The organism is Shewanella sp. 10N.286.54.B9 (genome assembly GCF_041468565.1).
Taxonomy (GTDB): domain Bacteria; phylum Pseudomonadota; class Gammaproteobacteria; order Enterobacterales; family Shewanellaceae; genus Shewanella.
Map to the genome: position 1 here is coordinate 41,147 of NZ_JBFRIY010000015.1, position 20,226 is coordinate 61,372.

Here is a 20,226-nt window from a genome sequence, read left to right on the forward strand (position 1 = left end):
TAGAATGAAGCATACTCTTCAACAGCCTTTAGCCAAGCAGCGCGGTAGTGCATTGATCATTGGTGTGTTTATCATCACTGTGATGTTCTTACTGGCAGCGACGCTTATCAATGTACTCGATGATGCAGACCAGCAAATCAGCCTTGAAGTTTGGGGCACTCGCGCTTTCGCTGCGGCCAATAGTGGTGCCGATCGGGCTTTAGCTGAACTATTTCCAGTTGATCAAGTCGGTGTAGGAACCTGTAACGCCAACCCTACTGGAGTGCCATGGAATATCGGAACTGATACAGGTTTAGTCGGCTTTCATGGTTGCTCTGTTATTATCAATTGTAATGCTGTGACTACTACAACACTACCGATAAACATGACGCAATATTTGATTACCAGTACAGCCACTTGCAGCACTGGACAATGTGACTCGGGCAGCAATAGCGATGCCAGTTGTATCCGTGTTAACCGCACCGTGGAGGTCGAAGCCCGTGATTAGGTTAGTTTATATTTTTAATCTTTGTCTCATGTCGGTACTCGTTTCAATATTGTTTTTGACACCGAGTGTAAAAGCAGCTGATTGGAGTCAAACTTTCATTGAAGGAACAAACTCAATTGCTTCTGATGGTGAGATTAAGTTTGAATCATCGGCATCTCTACTCAATGCACCTCAAAATGGTCAACTACCATCAAGGAAAGTTGATGACAATGGAAAGTCTTGTTTTCCTAGCAATAGTAATAATGGAAAGGAATGCAAAGCGTCTGGAGTGCTTGCGCAATTGCCCGCTGAAAGGATTCCATTCGCGCAGTGTGAGTCAAACAGCAATAATAATGTAGGTCCCCCAGTTTGGAATAACAAAACCATCGAAATTTCAGCGGGTGAATATGGCGATGTTAAATTGGATGGTGGGGCAGATAGAACTCTAAGATTTACTGGTGTGGATGGTGTTTACAAACTGAAAACACTGCAAGCAACAAGCGGAAGGTTAGAATTAGCTGCAGGGCAGTATTGGATCGGAGATCTGGAAATAGCTAACGGTGTCACTCTTGTTTTTCCTGCGACTGGCGTGGTGAGTTTCTTTATCGAAGGCGGCTATGACATTCAGAATGATTCATCACCAGCCGATGCTTCTCGTTTCATCATTTATAGCTATGATGATATCAAGTTGAATGGTGGGGTGTCATTGAATGCACATATAGTTGCTGAAGATGATGTCTTGTTAGAGGGTAGTTCAAGATTAACAGGAGCCGTTACGGCTCAAAAAATTGAACTAAAAGGCGGTGCCGTCGTTGACTTTACTGATCAAGCAAGTGCAATTTCAGTAAGCCCTAACTGTGATGTTAGCCCACCGCAAGCATTGAACTTCCAATTTGGCAAAGCAACGTCTGGCACAGTCTCGTTTGATACAGCTTTTGAGGTTGGTGTTACGCCGTTGGTTTTTTTAATGCCAACAATTACCGAAAGTACCCCAAATAGTAGTGACGGCCCTGCATCTGTTTTTATCACTAGCATTTCAAATACAGGCTTTAGTTGGAGTCAGCGTTCACCTCAAGGTTCCGATATTTCCGCTAAGCCGATGGAAGAAGTTCACTGGATTGCCACCACTGCAGGAACACACGAATTTTCTGACGGCACTAAATTTGAGGCTGGCATTAAGGCTGTTGATGAGGTGCTTTATAAAGCTCTTGGCAGCTATGAGAGTGTCTCTTTAAGCGAAAGCTTCGATGTGGTACTTAGTCAAATTCAATCGACTAATAATAATTGCTGGCTATCGAGTATTGCAGATCCTAATGGCAGTCAAATTTCCATTGGAATGGATGTCTCTGAAGTGGTCAATGCTGGTTCAGGTAATGGCTATGGTAATAAATACTGTCAGCCCGCGAACACTAAACTCAATCAGTTACAAAGTGAAAATATTGCCTATTTAGCATTGGAAAGTGGCAACGGTACTATCTCGCTTAATGGCAAACAGACTAAATACCATTTCGATAGTGGTTATTGGACTATTCCTAGAAGTACAGTCCAAAATCTAGATGCTCAATGTGCCTATGAAAGCAATCTTACTGGTTTTGATACGCCGCCGGTTTTTGTTGCAGGTAAAAGTTCGAGAAATGGTCCTGATGGTGGCTGGTTAAGACGATGTGTGCTTACAAACGATAAAGTCAGTATTGGTGTTGATGAGGATCAGTATCAAGATTCAGAACGTACTCATATTGCTGAAAATTACGCTTTTGTAGCGCTGTCATATGACGATGAAACGCCTGTTCTACAGTGTTTTTATGATGATTTTAATCGGGATGACCTCGGAAGCGATTGGGCAATTAAAACCCTTGGTAACTCTACGGCTCCTGCAATTGAATCTAATCGAATGCGCATTACCCCAGCAAGAGGTAATCAAGCAACATCGAGCACTTATCAACGCCTATTTCCGGCGGCTGATAACTTCGTAAAAGTCGAGTTTGACTACTACGCTTGGTCTCCCTCGTCAGGAACGGGTGGTGATGGTGTAGCGATTATTTTATCTGATGCATCAATCACTCCACAACCAGGCAGCTTTGGCGGAGCATTAGGGTACGCTCAGCGTAATAATGGTACCCCAGGTTTTGCTGGCGGTTGGATGGGGGTGGGGTTAGATGAGTATGGTAACTTCTCCAATCCAACCGAGGGCAAAATCGGAGGACCCGGGTTTAGAACTCAATCCGTCACAATCCGTGGTTCAGCTAACTCTAGTTATATGTACTTAGCTGGCACTGCAGCCAATTTAAACCCGGCTATTGATAAAAGACCGACTAATACAGCTTCGCCCAATCATAGGTATAGAATAACAGTTGACTCGCGAGTAGCAGGTCAAGCATTAGTTTTAGTTGAGCGGGATATCAAAGACGGCAACGGTTTTCAAATATTAGTACCTGAATTTGATGCAAGAAATATCTCTGAACAGGGCGGCGTTCCTGATGATTTCTATCTATCTATAACGGGCTCAACAGGTGGGGCTAATAACAACCATGAAATCGATAACTTTGAAGTTTGTGCTTTAGATTCAAACCCTTTAGGTCAACTAGTGCATCACTTTGAGTTTGATTACTCAAGTAGCCCACTAACCTGTAATGCTGAAGAGATGACCATAAGAGCTTGTCGTAATGCTGAGTGCGATCTGTTTACTGATCCCGTTACTGCAAACCTACTTCCAGCATCAATGACTAATGGTGGTTGGGTTGGTGGCAATGTGGTTAATTTAGTCAATGGCTCGGCAACAGTGAGTTTGCGTTCCAATACGGTGTCACCTGTGACTATTGGTGTTTCTAGTTCTTTCCCATCAACAGTAGCAGGCAGTAACACTCTTTGTAGGCAAGGTAGTGGAGCGTTAAATACCGCTAGTTGTACGCTTGCCTTTGCCGAAAGCGGTTTTATTTTTGAGATCCCTGATGAGCTTTCAAATAAGCCTTCAACGGATATTTTAGTAAAAGCTGTTAAGAAAGGTGATGCTGGTCAAGCGTGTGTGCCTGCATTTAAGAGCCAAACCAAATCGCTTAATTTCTGGAGTGATTATTCAGACCCTACGACAGGCACCATGAAGATCTCGGTTAAATCAGCCAGTGTTGAAAAGGAAGTCGGTATCTCTTTGGCAACAGCTGAGAGCCTGAACCTTAATTTTGATGAGAATGGCGAAGCTAAAATTGATGTTAACTATGCCGATGCGGGTGAGGTGCAGTTAAACGCTAGATATAGCGGCACAGGTGATGAAGCAGGCCTAGTGATGGACGGTAGTAATAAGTTTGTTCGCCGGCCTGTGGGGATCTGTTTAGAGTCCGATTCCTGTGCCAACTGCAGTGTTAGCAGTGCGAAATACAAAAGAGCTGGAGAGGAGTTTGATATCAAGGTAAAAGCTATGGCTTGGGAGTCAGATAGCGACAGTGATATCTGTAGTGGCAATGCGATTACCCCCAACTTTTCTCATGACGAAATGCTATTGACTCATGAGCTTATCAGCCCAACAGTTGCTGAAGGTGGTGAAGCTGGCACTTTGGGCAAAAATGAATATGAACAAAATGCTGGTGAGCAAATGATCGCGCAATCAGTGTCTGAAGTGGGTATTTTTACTTTTTCAGTAGAGCCTAAAGTTGGCAGCTATTTTGGTTATAGTATCCCGGGAGCTACGACTGAAAATATTGGGCGCTTTACCCCCTATTACTTAACGGTAACTCCTAACAATCCGGCGCCTCAAGCAAGTTGTGGTGTGTTTACTTATATGGACGAACCGTTTTTATTCAAAACTGGGGCTGAACCTAAGTTGCTGGTGCTTGGTAAAAATATCGATGGAAATCAAACGAAAAACTATCAGGTGGACAACTGGTGGAAGTATCAAAGCCAATGGACTAATCGAGCATTCAGTAATATTGCCGGCTCGACATTCCCTGTGCTAGAAGAGTTAGAAGCTAATACTCGCACTGTTGCATATCTTGATGGTACTGACACTGAAGTCAGATCGGCCTATTTGGTCGACGGTACACTAAGGTACAATCGCACCACAGCATTAATAACACCTTTTGATGCCGTCTTTGAACTCAGCCTTGAGGTGAATGATCTCAAAGACACTGACGGTATCTGTTATCAAGAGAACTCAGCTGCTGCTTGTAGCGGTTTTACCTTCGAAGACATAGCCAAAGATGACAGCTTTGAAATGCGTTATGGCCGTTTAGTGATGCAAAATGCCTATGGACCGTCATCGGAAGAGCTGCGTCTTGAGCTTGGCACTGAATACGTAAATGCCAGTGCCGAGTGGGTCAGCAATGCTCAGGATAGCTGCTCTGTTTTCGATACCACCACCGCAACCGTTGTCGAGGATACTGGCTTAGTGCTCACGCCAGATGCCGGGCTTGGCGCCGTCGAGGGCTTCACCAATACCAGTGGCAGCGGTAAAACAGGCTCGATAGGCTTAGGCAATAGCTTTATCTATTTCCCTGCACCTAATGCCGAAGGCGAGGTGGGTTTACAGCTGCATGTTGATAAGTGGCTACAGTGGTATTGGAACTATGATAGTGGTGCACTGGAAGACCCAAGAGCGACAGCTTTCTTTGGTACCTATAGAGGCCACGATCGCATTATATATTGGCGAGAAGTTAACTAAGCGTCATCAAGCCGTGACCGTGGCAAACTATTGACTCACAGTTTGCCTCGTTTTTGCAAAAAACTTAGCTTCATTAGCAAATGTTAACGTCTACGGCCTTGTGGAATATACAGAGCATGATAAAGTTACCTGATTTCTTTTTTCTTCGACTCCACTGAGACAGGCTGGTTACATGTTCAAGAAGCTACGCGGCATTTTTTCTAATGATCTTTCGATCGATTTGGGTACAGCAAATACGCTAATTTACGTCCGCGAAGAGGGCATCGTTCTGAACGAACCTTCAGTGGTTGCCATCCGTGGAGAACGAACGGGTTCGGGTCAGAAGTCGGTTGCGGCCGTCGGTACTGAAGCTAAGCAGATGCTAGGTCGTACTCCTGGAAACATTCAAGCAATTCGCCCAATGAAAGACGGTGTGATTGCTGACTTTTACGTCACTGAAAAAATGCTACAGCATTTTATCAAGCAAGTGCATAACAACAGCGTGTTCCGCCCAAGCCCTCGTGTTTTGGTTTGTGTCCCTGTTGGCGCTACCCAAGTTGAGCGACGCGCTATTCGTGAATCTGCAATGGGTGCGGGTGCTCGTGAAGTGTATTTGATTGAAGAGCCAATGGCTGCTGCAATCGGTGCAGGTCTTCCGGTTTCTGAAGCAACCGGTTCGATGGTTGTTGATATCGGTGGTGGTACTACAGAAGTGGCGATTATCTCGCTAAACGGCGTAGTTTATTCTTCATCTGTACGTATCGGTGGTGACAAGTTTGATGATGCTATTATCAACTACGTACGCCGTAACTACGGTAGCTTAATTGGTGAAGCAACGGCTGAACGTATTAAGCACACTATTGGTACTGCATACCCTGGTGATGAAGTATTAGAAATTGAAGTTCGCGGTCGTAACCTTGCTGAAGGTGTACCTCGTAGCTTTACTTTAAACAGTAACGAAATTTTAGAAGCACTGCAGGAGCCATTATCAGGTATCGTTAGTGCTGTTATGGTTGCACTTGAGCAGTCTCCACCAGAATTGGCATCTGATATTTCAGAGCGCGGCATGGTATTGACCGGTGGTGGTGCGCTTATTCGCGATCTGGATCGTCTACTGATGCAAGAAACAGGTATTCCTGTCATGATTGCTGACGACCCACTCACTTGTGTGGCTCGTGGTGGCGGTAAAGCCCTCGAGATGATCGATATGCACGGTGGCGACCTATTCTCCGAAGAAAATTAAGACGGTTAAAAAGGGCGGTGATTACCGCCCTAGCTTTTTATGAAACCTATTTTTGTTCGCGGTATATCCAACCAATTTAGATTGACCTTAGCTGTCATCATGTCAGTGATTTTACTTGTCGCTAATGACAGGCTTGAGCCTGTGCGCAATTCCCTCTCTTCACTGCTAAGTCCACTGCAGTATGTCGCCAATATCCCTGGGGTATTGCTCGACGAGTCCGCTGAAAGTCTAGCAACTCGCAATATGTTGGCTAAGCAAAACAAAGAGCTGCTACGCCAGCAATTGCTGATGAGCGAGCGCTTACAGCGTTTTGAACATCTACGCCAGGAAAACGATCGCTTGCGGGGTTTGCTTGGCTCTCCAGTACATATGGATTCTAAAAAAGTGGTTGCTGAAGTGATGGAGGTCGCCAGCGATCCTTTTCATCAATATGTAGTGCTTAATCGCGGATCTCGTAGCAGTGTTTTTGTTGGCCAGCCAGTGGTTGATGCTCAAGGTGTCGTCGGTCAAGTGGTACAGGTGAGTGAGCTCACTAGCCGAGTGTTGCTGTTGTCTGATACTTCCCATGGCATTCCCGTTCGAATCACCCGTAATGACGTGCGCATGATGGCAATAGGTACAGGTTCTATAGATGAGCTTGAGCTGCGCCATGTAGCTAAAAGTACTGATGTACGCGCTGGGGATTTATTAGTCTCCTCCGGTTTAGGTAAGCGATTCCCTGAAGGTTACCCAGTTGCTCGGGTGATGTCGGTCGAAAAAGATGATGGTAAAAATTACGCCACGGTGATTGCACAGCCGTTGGCTGCATTAGATCGTATCCGCTATTTGCTGTTAATTTGGCCTGATATAGAAGCCGATGAAGAAGAATTGATTACACCTGAAGATGTGAAAGCAGTTATAGCAGCCAGCAAGGAGGCGACACCATGAGTTTACATGTCGCAAATGGTCGTTGGATCGTTTGGCTGAGCTTATTAGTGGCGATGCTGTTTCAGATTATGCCATTGCCAGAGTTAGTACAGGCATGGCGGCCAGATTGGTTATTGCTCGTTATTATATACTGGGCGATGGCGTTACCACATAGATACAACATACTCACGGCTTGGCTGCTGGGTGTGATGTTGGATATTTTGCTGGGGGCGACGCTAGGTATTCGTGCCTTTGCGATGTCGATTGTGGTGTATGTGGTAGTGTTGCACTTTCAACGCTTGCGCAATTTCCCTATGTGGCAACAAGCTTTGCTAGTGGCCACTCAAGTGGCACTGTATAACCTGATTGTTTTCTGGGTACAGTTTGTCACTGGCACAGCAACTTTTGACATAACCTTGTTTTATCCAGCATTTTCAAGCTTGGTCATGTGGCCTTGGATATTCTGGATCTTACGCCGTGTCAGACGTTTATATAAAGTCCGTTAGTGAGTTGAGCTGGTCACTATCCTTGTTTAATTGTTTTCCACTTGCACTGCATATTCTTTGCTAAGTGTGAGCTAATAGGTATTGTAGAATGAAGTTAGTACTCGCTTCGGCGTCACCAAGACGCAAAGAATTATTGGCCCAATTAGGTTTTTTGAATTCAACTGAAAGCGCTTCATTTAATTTCGATATTCTGGCAACAGATATTGATGAGAGCCACCGCAGTGGTGAGTTGGCTGAAGAATTTGTGGTGCGCTTAGCCACTGAAAAAGCACTAGCGGGCCTTAATTTACATCCTGATAATGGTCAGATTGTGGCGTTAGGCTCCGATACCATCGTGGTACTAGGCGACAAGATATTGGGTAAACCAGCAAATGATGCAGATGCTAAAGCAATGCTCACTCAGTTATCAGGCCAAGCGCATCAAGTGATGACAGCTGTAGCCGTTACCGATGGTGATAAAACGCTCAGTAAGTTGGTCACAACGGGCGTAAAGTTTTGCACTATGACCGAAGCTGATATTTTAGCTTATATAGCGACAAGAGAGCCTATGGATAAGGCTGGTGCATATGGGATCCAAGGACTCGGAGGCAGTTTTGTAAAGGCTATTGAGGGAAGTTATTCCGCAGTAGTTGGGTTACCTTTGGTAGAAACCCGTGCGTTGTTGTGTGAGATGAAAGTTTTATAACCCTACAAATTAATAAAAAGAACATTGTGGTTGTAAAAATACTCAGTAGCGTCGAATCCTTTTTAAGTTAGCTATTTCCCTAAGTGGGGTGAGTTTTGAATACAGGTCGAATCGTACCAGGCAGAGTACAACGAAAAATTGGTTCTGAACTGCTGATCAATGTGACACCAACTGAAGCTCGAGTGGCTTTGGTTGAACATGGTGTTTTGCAAGAGGTGCATATTGAGCGACGTATGAAGCGTGGCTTGGTTGGTAATATCTATAAAGGTAAGGTTAGCCGCGTACTACCAGGTATGCAGGCTGCATTTGTTGATATTGGCCTTGATAAAGCGGCTTTTTTACATGCCTCAGATATTGTGCCGCATACAGAGTGTGTTGCTGATGTCGAAAAAGGCAATTTTGTTGTCCGTGATATTGCAGAGCTTGTTAGGCAAGGCCAAGATATTATGGTGCAGGTGGTAAAAGATCCGCTTGGCACTAAAGGCGCGCGCTTAACCACAGATATTACCTTGCCGTCTCGCTATCTGGTCTTTATGCCTGGTTCTAGCCATGTTGGTGTTTCTCAGCGCATTGAAAGTGAAAGTATCCGCGCTAGGCTTAAAAAAATAACTGAACCCTTTGTCGATGATGATGGTGGGTTTATTATCCGCACCGCAGCTGAAAGTGCAGGTGAAGATGAGCTAGTGCAAGATGCCGCATTTCTAAGACGTGTTTGGGCAAAAGTCAGTGAGCGTCGTAAGCGTCGTGGCGTATCACTACTCTATCAAGACCTAGCACTACCCGTTCGAATCGTGCGTGACTTTGTCGGTACTGAGCTCGACCAAATTCAAGTTGATTCAAATCAGACCTATGAAGAGCTGCAGCAATTTGCCCATGAGTTTATGCCAGAAATAGCTAATAAGCTTGAGCACTATAATGGCCCAATTCCTATTTTTGACCTCTATGATGTTGAAAATGAAGTGCAGCGTGCATTAGGCCGTAAGGTAGAGCTTAAGTCTGGTGGCTACTTGATTATCGATCAAACTGAAGCAATGACGACGGTTGATATCAACACCGGAGCATTTGTCGGACACCGAAATCTAGAAGAAACTATCTTTAATACCAACCTAGAAGCAACCCAAGCGATTGCCCGCCAGCTAAGGCTACGTAATTTAGGTGGCATTATCATTATCGACTTTATTGATATGCTAGAAGCTGAGCATCAAAAGCGTGTGCTTTCTAGCCTTGAAGCTGCATTATCAGTTGATAGAGTTAAGACTAATATTAGTGGTTTTTCGGGCCTCGGCTTAGTTGAGATGACACGTAAGCGTACCCGTGAAAGCTTAGAGCATGTGCTATGCGGTGAATGCCCCTCTTGTCTTGGAACTGGCAGCTTAAAAACGGTAGAAACGGTTTCATACGAAATATTTAGAGAGATCATTCGTTTGAACCGAGGCTATGATGCCGATGAGTTTTTGGTTTATTGTGCCCCCGCGGTTTACCACAGCCTTAAAGGTGATGAGAGCCATCTGTTAGCTGAGCTTGAAGTGTATATCTCAAAGCATGTGCGTTTACAAAATGAGCCAATGTACGCGCAAAACAAGTTTGATGTGGTGATAATGTAGTGTCACCCAAACCGGTTAAGTTTAATTTTTTAAGAGTTTGTCTGCAGTCTCTGGCTATTGTACTGGTGCTTTTTGCACTAGTCGTTAGCCTGTTTCGAGGTTTACTGCCACAGCTTGATCAAGTCAGGTTGGAGCTGGTCGATTATATCTATGAGCAGTATCAAGTTGAGGTCCAAGTAGGCCAATTGCAGGCTGAATGGCAAGCGTTTGGCCCTGCATTAACGGTAAAGAATTTTGTATTACCTTCACAAGAGAACCTCCCGGTTACACTGCTCTTTGAGCAAGTTCACTTAAAATTTGATTTCTGGCAAAGCCTGCTGACAGCAACACCACAGATTGAAGATGTCATTTTTGACGGTGCGAACGTGGCAGTGGATCTAGACAGATTGGCGTCAAGCTCGACTTCATCGAGCGCCAAGGTAGAAACAGACTGGATCTATAAACTGATGCTCGAGCAGCTCGAACGCTTCTCCATCGTTAATGCTCGGCTGCAATTGCTGAGCAGCAAGCACCAGTATCGACCTATCTTTATTAAAGATATGAAATGGCGTAACTCCGCTAAACGCCATCGTGGTCAAGGTAAACTGTTTTTGGACGAGCAAGCCTCCGAGGTTGAGCTGCTCTCTTTAAATGTCGATATCAAGGGCGATGGTTATAAACCAGAATCTCTAATTGGTCAGTTTTATCTTGCTGCTGAATCACTGGATATCGGTGAGTGGGCATCTCGTCAACCGAATCCATTTGATGCTGATAAGAGACTGGAGCTCGAGGGTGTGGTTAACCTTGAGGCATGGGTTAGCTTTGCCAATAGAGAGATAAAAGATGCAACTGTAGCCTTTCAACCTAGCTGGCTGGAATGGCTCTTAAATGACGAAGCACAAAAGTTCGAAATTAAGTCGGGCGCTATGCGCTGGCAGCCGAATGACAGTGGCTGGCAGGTTAGCAGTCACGATCTTACGTTTGCGACTAATGATGAGTATTGGCCATTGCCTATACTGAGTGCTAAGCAAGATGGCGATAGTATCGACGCTTATTTAAGTAAGTTGGATCTCGCCACAGTATTGCCTTTGTTGCCACTTATTCCAGGGGTTGATTTAGCCGCGTTATATACTTGGCAATCTTTAGATCCTAAAGGGGAAGTCGATAACGCGCACTTTCAGTGGGCTCGAGCAAGCCAGCCGCCGAATTTGTCGGCGGATATTGATGGTGTTAGTTGGCAAGCACATGATGGGATCCCCGGTATTAGCCCTATCGATGCCAAATTGGTGGTAACGGGCGAGTCAGTTAGTTTTTTGCTGCCCAAGCAACAGTATATTGTCGACTTTGATGGTGGTTTCGAGGCGCCTTTAGCGCTAGAAGGTCAAGCATTTTCTGGTCAATTTGATTTCCAAACCTCGGTACTCACATTGCCCAAAGTTCATTTTAGTAACGCCGATATTTCACTTGATGCCTCAACTCGACTGGAGTTTTCTGATGCCGCTCACATGGCGTTATTGGCTGAACTTAAGATCAACGATGTGGCCAATGCACATCGCTACTTTCCACTAAAAGGGATGAGTGATGGCTTAGTTACTTATTTAACTGGGGCGTTGAAGGCAGGCAAAACTGATGATGCCGTGATCGTGTGGCATGGTGCTTTTAAAGATTATCCTTATGCGCAGAGTGCAGGTATTTTTCAAGCAGACTTTACACTCGATAAAGCCAATTTTGAGTTCCAACAGACTTGGCCAGCTGTCTCTGATCTCAACCTATCAGCGCTGTTTGAGAATGCAGCAATGGATTTATGGGTAAATAAAGGTCAGCTGATGGATGTGTCTGCCACTGGTGCCTATATTGGTATTCCCACCATGAATCATGAAAGTTTACTGGTGGTCAAAGCCGATTTAGCCACTAAGGCTGCAGCCGCTAATGCAGTTATTCAGTTGTCACCTTTAAAAGACTCCGTTGGCTCAACCCTTGATGTGGTGCAGATTGCAGGGGATATTACCGGTGAGCTTGACCTTAGTATTCCTTTATACGATGGCGCAGATGCGGTAATTAAGGGCACAGTCGATTTTGATAAAACACCTGTTTTCATTAGTGAACCAGGTATCGCGCTCGAAAGTGTCACTGGCCAAGTGCAGTTCACCAATGATGTGGTGACGGGCAGCGACATTAGTGCGTTGATGTACGGGCAACCGTTACAGCTTAGTTTTGATACTGGTAATGTAAATAAAAACTATGCGGTGAATGTTGATCTAGCAGGTCAATGGCAATTGGCCAATTTACCTGTAGAGCTAAATAACCCTCTGAGTGATTACTATAAAGGCAATGTCGATTGGTCTGGTGGCTTGATGCTGATTTTTGATCCTATAGGCTATCGAATTCAAGCAAGAGTAGATAGCGATCTCATTGGTACTGAGTTTAACTTACCGGCCCCATTTGCAAAGTCACCAGAACAAGCTGTTGCGTTTACAGCTGAGCTCATTGGTGACAATAAACAGTCATCTTTAGGGATTAAGCTCAATAAGCAGCTCGAGTTTTGGGGGGGCTTCGATATTGAGTCCGGCAATGGGCTGGCACATTTTGACCTGCTGCTGGGACGCTTATTTAAGCCTGGCGATCAACTACGTAAGAAGCAGGGTCATCTGCAAATAGAGCTCGACAAAACGGAATTCTCACCTTGGTTACCGATTATTCAGAGCTTCACTGCTAAATCAGAATTAGCTACTGAAGCTGAACCAGTTGTTGCTTCAACAAGCTTCTTTCCGCCATTGGTGTCAATTGAAGCTAATTTCAATGAACTTGATTTGATGGGACAAGCGCTCAACGATCTGCATTTTAACGCAGCACCAACAGAACATTCTTGGCGTTTTGATGCAACATCTGAGCAGTTTGATGGCAGGATAGATTTTTACCCTGATTGGGTTAAGCAGGGGCTTAAAATTGTCTCCAGTAAACTTTATCTATCGCCAGATGCTAAGACAGATGCTACCGCGCATTATAAATCGGATACGGTGTTAGCAAACCTGCCGCCGCTGGCTGTGGATGTCGATGACTTTAGGATGTTTGATCGTCCTATGGGGCACCTAGTATTGCAAGCGACACCTAAAGATAATACTTACAACATTCAAACGTTGTCTATGACAACTGATGAGGTGAAACTTCGAGGCAATGGTACTTGGTCTATCACAGATGGCGAAAGCTTAACCTCATTTAGTTTGACCCTGGATGCGACAAAATTTGATCACCTTTCAAAGCAACTTGGGTTTGATCCCGGTTTGAAAGATGCGCCGACTGCAGTGACTGGAGAGATCTCTTGGAGCGGCGCGCCTTATGCATTTTCACTGCAGACATTAAACGGTCAAGTTGGCTTTGAACTCGGTAAAGGACATCTATCTGAAGTCAGTGATAAAGGTGCGCGAATATTCTCATTATTTAGCCTTGATTCATTACTGCGTAAATTATCTCTCGATTTCTCTGATGTATTTGGCAAAGGGTTATACTTTGACTCATTTACAGGCACCTTGAAATTAGATAACGGGGTGGTAAAAACTACCGATACCGAAATGAAAGCGGTTGCTGGCAATATGCGTGTGCGCGGTTATACCAATTTAATGAGCGAAAGCCTGAATTACGATATTCGCTTTGTGCCTAAACTTGCCTCTAGCGTACCAACAGTTGTGCTACTTAGTACCGGTGGTTGGACATTAGGTCTTGGCGCTTTTGCACTAACGAAAGTATTGGAGCCAGTCATTGAGGTTATCTCTGAGATCCGCTTTAGGTTAACCGGCACTATGTCTGAGCCTAAACTTGAAGAGCTATCACGTAAGAGTAAAGAGATTGAAATTCCTGAGTCGGTATTGCCTAAAAAGGCTATAGAGCCCACGAGCAAGGTAGAGCAGCAGGGCGGTGCTATTGAGGCTAATTCGAGCCCGTCAGGGTTAAGTTCGGCTGTGGAGAGCAGTCAAACGACTTCGTCAGAGCCGAACGAACAAGTTGCCGTGGAAGCTGCCGCGAGCCCGCAAGCCGAACAAGTTCCAACACCAGCAAATCCAACTGACAAAGCGGTTGAGCAATTGAACTTAGAGCCAGTAAGTGGGCAGCCCACTTTGAAGTTGATACAAGGAGAGTCTGATGCAAGTGAACCTTTTGCAATGTCAAAGCAGTCGCAGCGTAGCCGAGAATCTAGAGTTCATCGAGTCGCAGCTTAAACAGCTAACGCGTCAAATTGATAGCCAGCAGCTGGTGGTTCTACCTGAGTGCTGCTTGCTGTTTGGTGGACGAGAGAGCCAGCAATTAGAGTATGCCAGCGATGAAGCTCATAGCCAGCTTAAACAAGACTTAGCTGGATTAGCATTGAAGTACAGCGTAGTGCTTGTCGCTGGCAGTATTCCTATTCTGGCTGAAGACGGCCGTATCTATAACCGTTGCTATGTATTCGACACCGATGCCAGCATACTGGGTTTTTACGATAAGCTACACTTGTTCGATGTCGAGGTGTCTGATGGCACCAAGCAGTATCGTGAAAGTGATGCGTTCTGCCCGGGTCAACATATCAGGGTCGTTGACACTCCCTTTGGTAAACTCGGTTTGTCGATTTGCTACGATATCCGTTTCCCCGACCTATTTAGAGCGCTGCGCGAAGCAGGGGCTGAGATTATTGCACTGCCAGCCGCCTTTACTAAGGTGACAGGCGAAGCGCATTGGCAAGTGCTGCTGCAAGCTCGCGCCATTGAGACCCAATGCTTTGTTTTAGCCGCTGCGCAGTGGGGAGTTCATAACGATGGTGGACGTGAAACTTGGGGGCAAAGTATGATTATTAGCCCTTGGGGGAATATCATTGCTGAAAAGCCGTCTGGGACGGGCTGGCTTAGTGCTGAACTGGATATGGGTGAGTTGCTAGATGTTCGCGCTAAAATGCCAATAATCAACCATAATCGTTTTCAGTCACCTAAATTGAGCGAGTAAGTTCAAGCTAAAGTTATTTGGCTTTAGCATGTAATATCAAATCATATAGAGCTGCTTATTGTTAAGCGCCTTTTTAAATAGAATTAAATTTGGTCGAAGAGAGAGAATTGATGTCATTTTTAACCCAAGTTGGACAAAGCCTTCTGCAAGATGGATTAGCAATAGACGATCTACAAAGCTATTTAAAGCGTATCCATGAGCACAAGATCGATTTCTCTGATCTTTATTTTCAAGGTAGTCGTCACGAATCTTGGGTGCTAGAGGATGGAATAGTTAAAGATGGTAGTTTTCATATTGAACGTGGCGTGGGTGTTAGAGCAATAACCGGTGAGAAAACCGGTTTTGCCTACGCAGATGAAATCAACCCAACAGCTTTAGAAGCTGCAGCAACCGCTGCGCGTGGTATTGCACTCTCTGGCGGCAGTGGCAAAGTAAATGCTTGGAAGCAGCAAAATGAGAAAGCACTTTACCTGAGTGCCGATCCTATCGCTGCAATGGAGGAGGTCAAAAAAATAGCCCTCCTTAAAGAGGCTGATGCCTATATACGTAGTCTGGATGAACGGATCATTCAGGTAGTCGTGAGTTTATCTGGAGTGCACGAAGAGATATTAGTCGCCGCCAGTGATGGCACTTTGGCTGCCGATATCAGACCATTAGTTCGTTTTAATTGCAGTGTTATTCTGGAAGAGGGTGACAAGCGCGAACGTGGTGGTTCAGGTGGTGGCGGGCGTCATAGTTACGATGTCTTGCTGGCTGATGGCGACGATGGTCTACCCTACTGTTTTGCTTTTGCACGAGAAGCTGTCCGCCAAGCACAAGTTAACCTGTTAGCGATAGATGCGCCAGCAGGGGAAATGCCTGTAGTGCTGGGCGCAGGCTGGCCTGGGGTGTTACTGCATGAAGCTGTAGGCCATGGTTTAGAAGGTGACTTTAACCGTAAAGGCAGCAGTGCTTTTAGCGGTAAAGTTGGCCAGCAAGTCGCCTCTAAATTGGTTACTGTGGTTGACGATGGCACTATTGCCGATCGCCGTGGCTCATTAAGTATTGATGACGAAGGCACACCAACCCAAAAGACCGTGCTCATTGAAGATGGGATCTTAAAAGGCTACATGCAAGATAAGCTCAATGCTGGTCTGATGGGTGAACGTTCGACTGGTAACGGTCGCCGTGAATCTTATGCTCACCTGCCTATGCCACGTATGACGAACACCTACATGGAAGCTGGAGACTCTGATCCGGCAGAGATCATCAAATCTGTTAAGAAAGGGGTTTATGCGCCTAACTTTGGTGGTGGTCAGGTTGATATCACTTCAGGTAAATTTGTCTTTTCTGCTTCTGAAGCCTATCTTATTGAAAATGGTGAAATTACCCAGCCAATTAAAGGCGCAACCTTAATTGGTAACGGCCCAGAGTCAATGAGTCAGATCTCGATGGTCGGCAATGACCTCGCACTGGATAAAGGTGTTGGAGTTTGTGGTAAAGATGGCCAAAGTGTACCAGTCGGTGTGGGTCAACCAACACTTAAACTGGATAAGTTGACCGTTGGTGGAACAGCTTAATAAGCATCAGTACAAGAAAAATATTCAAAGTAAACTAGGATTTAGTAGTCAGTCATTGCGCTAGATCCTAGCGAGCGTCAGTAAGCAATGATACCATCGGCACATTAAATAGAGTAATAACTCTAGAGGTGTAAATGAAACGTTCGCTCTGTGCTCTTTTGTTAGTTTTTCCGCTGTCGATACAAGCTAAACCTATAGCCTTTGATCAAGCTTGGCAGCAGTTGCTCCAAGTGAGTGATAAGTTGCAAGCTGGCACGCAGGAGGTTAACCGCGCCGAGGCTGAGCGTGTAGCGGGCGAAGATATGAACCTACCTTCAGTCAGTATTAAGGGCAGTTATACCCGTTTAGAAAAACCGATTGAATTGGACTTGCGCGACCTAAACCCTCTCGCGTCACTCGATCCTGCTAGCTTACCACCGGCTTTAGGTGGAGCACTCGCTGGGATCCCCGGCTCCCTGTTTATCACTCCTTTTACCGAACAAGATATTTTTCGCTCGAGCTTACAGGCGATGTGGCCAATCTATACCGGTGGGAAAATAACCGCTGCGCAAGCGATTCATGAAGCCCACGTTGCAGAGAAAGAAGAGCAGCTAAAGCTTACCACTCGCGATCTCTTTGTCAGTCTAGTCGATCGCTATTACGCTGTAGCGGTAACAGCAACATTAGCCAATACTCAAAAGCAGCTGGTTGATTCCCTCACATTGCATGCATCTCATGCACAAAAACTTGAGCAGCAAGGGCAAATTGCCAAGGTAGAACGGCTCAATGCGCAAGTTGCACTAGAAAATGCCAGGGTGAGTTACGGCAGCGCCAAGCGTCAAGCTGAAATGGCAATGATCGCACTGTCTCGGATGTTGCATGAGCGTCAAGTTGATGCAACTTCGCCGATGTTTATGATAAAGAGTGCGCCGTCTCTGCCTCAGTTGTCACAACTGACCATGAATCAACATCCTGCTTTGAAGTTGTTAGCGGCAAAAGAGGATCAAGCCCAAGGACTCATTAGTGTCGAGAAGGGCAGCTACTACCCGACCGTTTTCCTTTACGGTAATTACACGCTTTATGAAGACGATAGTTTGTTCTCTAAAGTGGAGCCTGATTGGATGGTTGGTGTTGGGGTGAATATCCCTCTTATTAGCCGAGATGGCCGCAGCGGCAAAGTGGAAGCGGCTAAGAGTGCACTATTGCAGGCTAGATACACTAAAGCGCAAACCCAACAAGACTTAAATCTATTACTGGAACAAAGCTACCGCCAATTACTGCAAGCGCAGGAGGAAGTTGTTTCGCTTAATACCTCGCTGAGTTTGGCGGAAGAAAATAAACGTTTGCGTGATATTGCCTTCAGGCAAGGGTTATCCACTTCTATTGAAAAAGTAGATGCAGAACTTAAGCTCACCGCGGTAGAAACCCAGCAACTTGGCGCGCAATATCGCTATGTACAAGCTTATGCAAGACTGATGGCGATTAGCGGTCAGCTAGATGAATTTATTGGAAGAAGTCTTCAGCAAGGGGAATATAATGCGCACTAACCGCATCTTAGCTGCAATCGCAATGGTTGTGCTCATTGGAATACTCGCCTATGGCTTAGTATTAGCTTATACGCCGAAATCTCAAGTTTTGCAGGGGCAGATAGAAGCTCGCGAATATAATATCTCATCAAAAGTCCCTGGGCGTGTTGAGCAAGTGTTAGTTCGCCGTGGCGATATCGTCAACCAAGGCGATCTGTTGTACGCGATTTATAGCCCAGAGCTGCAGGCCAAACTGATGCAAGCTGAAGGTGGCCGTGATGCTGCCAAAGCAATGCAGCAAGAAGCAGACAATGGTGCTCGTAAACAGGAAGTTATGGCATCAAAAGAGCAGTGGTTGAAGGCTCAAGCTGCATCAAAGTTGGCCAGCACCACCTTCGCTCGTGTTGAAGCGCTGTTTAACGAAGGTGTAATGGCCAGACAGAAGCGAGATGAAGCTTTTACTCAATGGCAAGCCGCCAAGTATACCGAACAAGCCGCATTAGCGATGTACCAGATGGCCGATGAAGGTGCCCGCGACGAGACTAAAGCTGCAGCCGCAGGTAATGCCCTTATGGCCGAAGGCGCGGTAAATGAAGTTAACGCCATACTCGCCGACAGTCAGATGCGCTCGCCTAAAAATGCTGAAGTGAGCGAAGTTTTATTGCAAGCGGGTGAACTCGCACCAAGCGGTTTTCCTGTCGTTAGCTTAATCGATATGAGCGATGCTTGGGCGGTGTTTCAAATTAGAGAAGATCAGCTTAAATTGGTAAAACAGGGACAAGTCTTATCATTAACAATTCCAGCTCTTGAGCGTGATGTAGAGTTCACCGTCAGCCATATTGCGGTGATGGGGGATTTTGCTACTTGGCGTGCAACTGAAAGTGGCCATGACTTTGATATGCGCACTTTCCAAGTTGAGCTACGCCCCAATGAAGTGATTGCTGACCTAAGGGTTGGTATGTCAGTTCTATTTGCTCTATAACTCAGTGTAGCCCGAGGCTGTTGCTTTGATGACAATGCTAAAAAGAGAGCTTGCTGCCCTAATGGATGATCCTTGGCAGTTGGCACTTATCAGCTATATCCCGCTACTCAGCATTATCGGTTTGTGGCTACTTTTTAGTGCCGGGCTTCCGAGACAACTGCCGGTGGCGGTGGTCGATTTGGACCAAAGCCAAGTTTCCCGTGCCTTAGCGAGGCAATTACAAGCAAACCCTGTTACACAGCCTATCAGTTATACCGATCTTGCAAGCGCTGTTAAAGCGATGCAGCAAGCAGATGTTTATGCCTTGCTAGTGCTGCCTCATGGCCTTAAGCGTGATCTATTGACTGGCAAAAGTCCTACTATAGATATTCGATATAACAGTCAGTTTTTACTGGTGGGTAAGTTGCTCTCAAGTCAACTGCAGGCCAGTATGGCTGATGGATTAAAGCCGTTAGCGGCGATCAAGCAGTTGGCTGCTGGTGTACCTAAAGCCAAGGTTGCGGTTAATTTAAGTCCAGTAAGTAGCCAAACAACGGCGTTGTTCAATCGCAACAATAACTATGTCGGTTTTTTGGTACCGCCGGTGCTTATAGCGCTATTACAACTGGTCGCAATGATGGTGTTTGCCAATAGTTTGAATCGAGAGCTACGCTGGAATACCACTTCAGAATGGATGGCATTGGGGGTGTGGAAAGGGGTAGCGGCTAAGATGCTGTTTTATACTCCACTCGTTTTATTGCACGGTGGCTTTATTCTGGCGCTCATCTATCTATATTTAGACTTACCCATCGCGGGCAGCATCGCACTGTTGTTAGTGGCGCAGTTAATCATGTTGCTTGCCGTTTGGCTGATGGTATTGTTGATCTTCTTTGCGCTAAAAGACAGCGCACGAGTCATAAGCTTTTGTACCGCGATGTTTGCACCTGCATTTGCGTTTATGGGGGTGACGTTCCCAACCCATGAAATGCCGGAATTAGCCCAGTGGTGGCGAGTCATTATGCCTAGCAGTCACTACATTGAGACTCATGTAGCCATTGTCAGCTATGGCCAAGGTTGGTTAGCCACATTGCCACAGTTTACCAGTTATTGGGGCTACTTATTGCTGCTTATACCTATTAGCTTATTAGCAAAGAAAGGGTTTGAGTCAACTGATGATATTGCGACAGTAATGACCCAAGAGGAGCGCTAGT

General features: G+C 45.6%; 13 protein-coding genes. All 13 read left to right on the forward strand.

The features are described 5' to 3' along the window. The first annotated feature begins 4 nt into the window (after window positions 1-4). The 13 genes from AB4135_RS04845 to AB4135_RS04905 all read left to right on the forward strand — a co-directional run bounded on the left by AB4135_RS04845 (window position 5) and on the right by AB4135_RS04905 (window position 20,225). Entirely contained in the window at window positions 5-487 is a 483-nt protein-coding gene (locus AB4135_RS04845) for an MSHA biogenesis protein MshP (protein ID WP_371990788.1), read from the forward strand. Next, complete coding sequence (locus tag AB4135_RS04850) at window positions 480-5,117, forward strand: DUF6701 domain-containing protein (RefSeq protein WP_371990790.1); 4,638 nt, start codon at window positions 480-482, stop codon at window positions 5,115-5,117. Before AB4135_RS04845 ends, AB4135_RS04850 begins: the two co-directional genes overlap by 8 nt. Window positions 5,118-5,289: 172 nt before the next feature. After that, window positions 5,290-6,339 (forward strand): rod shape-determining protein, encoded by a 1,050-nt coding sequence (locus tag AB4135_RS04855; protein ID WP_371990792.1) that lies wholly within the window; start codon window positions 5,290-5,292, stop codon window positions 6,337-6,339. A gap of 39 nt (window positions 6,340-6,378) precedes the next feature. Further along, window positions 6,379-7,266, forward strand: coding sequence for a rod shape-determining protein MreC (gene mreC / locus AB4135_RS04860; protein WP_371990793.1), 888 nt, complete (start codon window positions 6,379-6,381; stop codon window positions 7,264-7,266). Continuing rightward, window positions 7,263-7,751, forward strand: coding sequence for a rod shape-determining protein MreD (mreD, locus tag AB4135_RS04865; RefSeq protein ID WP_371990794.1), 489 nt, complete (start codon window positions 7,263-7,265; stop codon window positions 7,749-7,751). Before mreC ends, mreD begins: the two co-directional genes overlap by 4 nt. 88 nt (window positions 7,752-7,839) lie before the next feature. Then, window positions 7,840-8,436 (forward strand): nucleoside triphosphate pyrophosphatase, encoded by a 597-nt coding sequence (locus AB4135_RS04870; protein WP_371990795.1) that lies wholly within the window; start codon window positions 7,840-7,842, stop codon window positions 8,434-8,436. A gap of 137 nt (window positions 8,437-8,573) precedes the next feature. Continuing rightward, window positions 8,574-10,040 carry a ribonuclease G gene (rng, locus tag AB4135_RS04875; RefSeq protein WP_371991064.1) on the forward strand — a complete coding sequence of 489 codons (1,467 nt, stop codon included), beginning with the start codon at window positions 8,574-8,576 and terminating at the stop codon, window positions 10,038-10,040. Next, on the forward strand, window positions 10,040-14,233 hold the full coding sequence (locus tag AB4135_RS04880; protein ID WP_371990797.1) for a YhdP family protein: 4,194 nt from the start codon (window positions 10,040-10,042) through the stop codon (window positions 14,231-14,233). Before rng ends, AB4135_RS04880 begins: the two co-directional genes overlap by 1 nt. Continuing rightward, entirely contained in the window at window positions 14,157-14,990 is an 834-nt protein-coding gene (locus AB4135_RS04885) for a carbon-nitrogen hydrolase family protein (protein ID WP_371990799.1), read from the forward strand. The genes AB4135_RS04880 and AB4135_RS04885 overlap by 77 nt, the downstream gene beginning before the upstream one ends. Window positions 14,991-15,100: 110 nt before the next feature. Further along, window positions 15,101-16,549 (forward strand): metalloprotease TldD, encoded by a 1,449-nt coding sequence (tldD, locus tag AB4135_RS04890; protein WP_371990801.1) that lies wholly within the window; start codon window positions 15,101-15,103, stop codon window positions 16,547-16,549. 134 nt (window positions 16,550-16,683) lie between these two features. Beyond that, window positions 16,684-18,075, forward strand: a complete 1,392-nt coding sequence (locus AB4135_RS04895; protein ID WP_371990803.1) for a TolC family protein — start codon at window positions 16,684-16,686, stop codon at window positions 18,073-18,075. Further along, window positions 18,065-19,036: an HlyD family secretion protein gene (locus AB4135_RS04900; RefSeq protein WP_371990805.1), complete on the forward strand. Its 972-nt coding sequence runs from the start codon at window positions 18,065-18,067 to the stop codon at window positions 19,034-19,036. The genes AB4135_RS04895 and AB4135_RS04900 overlap by 11 nt, the downstream gene beginning before the upstream one ends. A 28-nt stretch (window positions 19,037-19,064) precedes the next feature. After that, window positions 19,065-20,225 carry an ABC transporter permease gene (locus AB4135_RS04905; RefSeq protein WP_371990807.1) on the forward strand — a complete coding sequence of 387 codons (1,161 nt, stop codon included), beginning with the start codon at window positions 19,065-19,067 and terminating at the stop codon, window positions 20,223-20,225. The last annotated feature ends 1 nt before the right edge of the window (window position 20,226 follow it).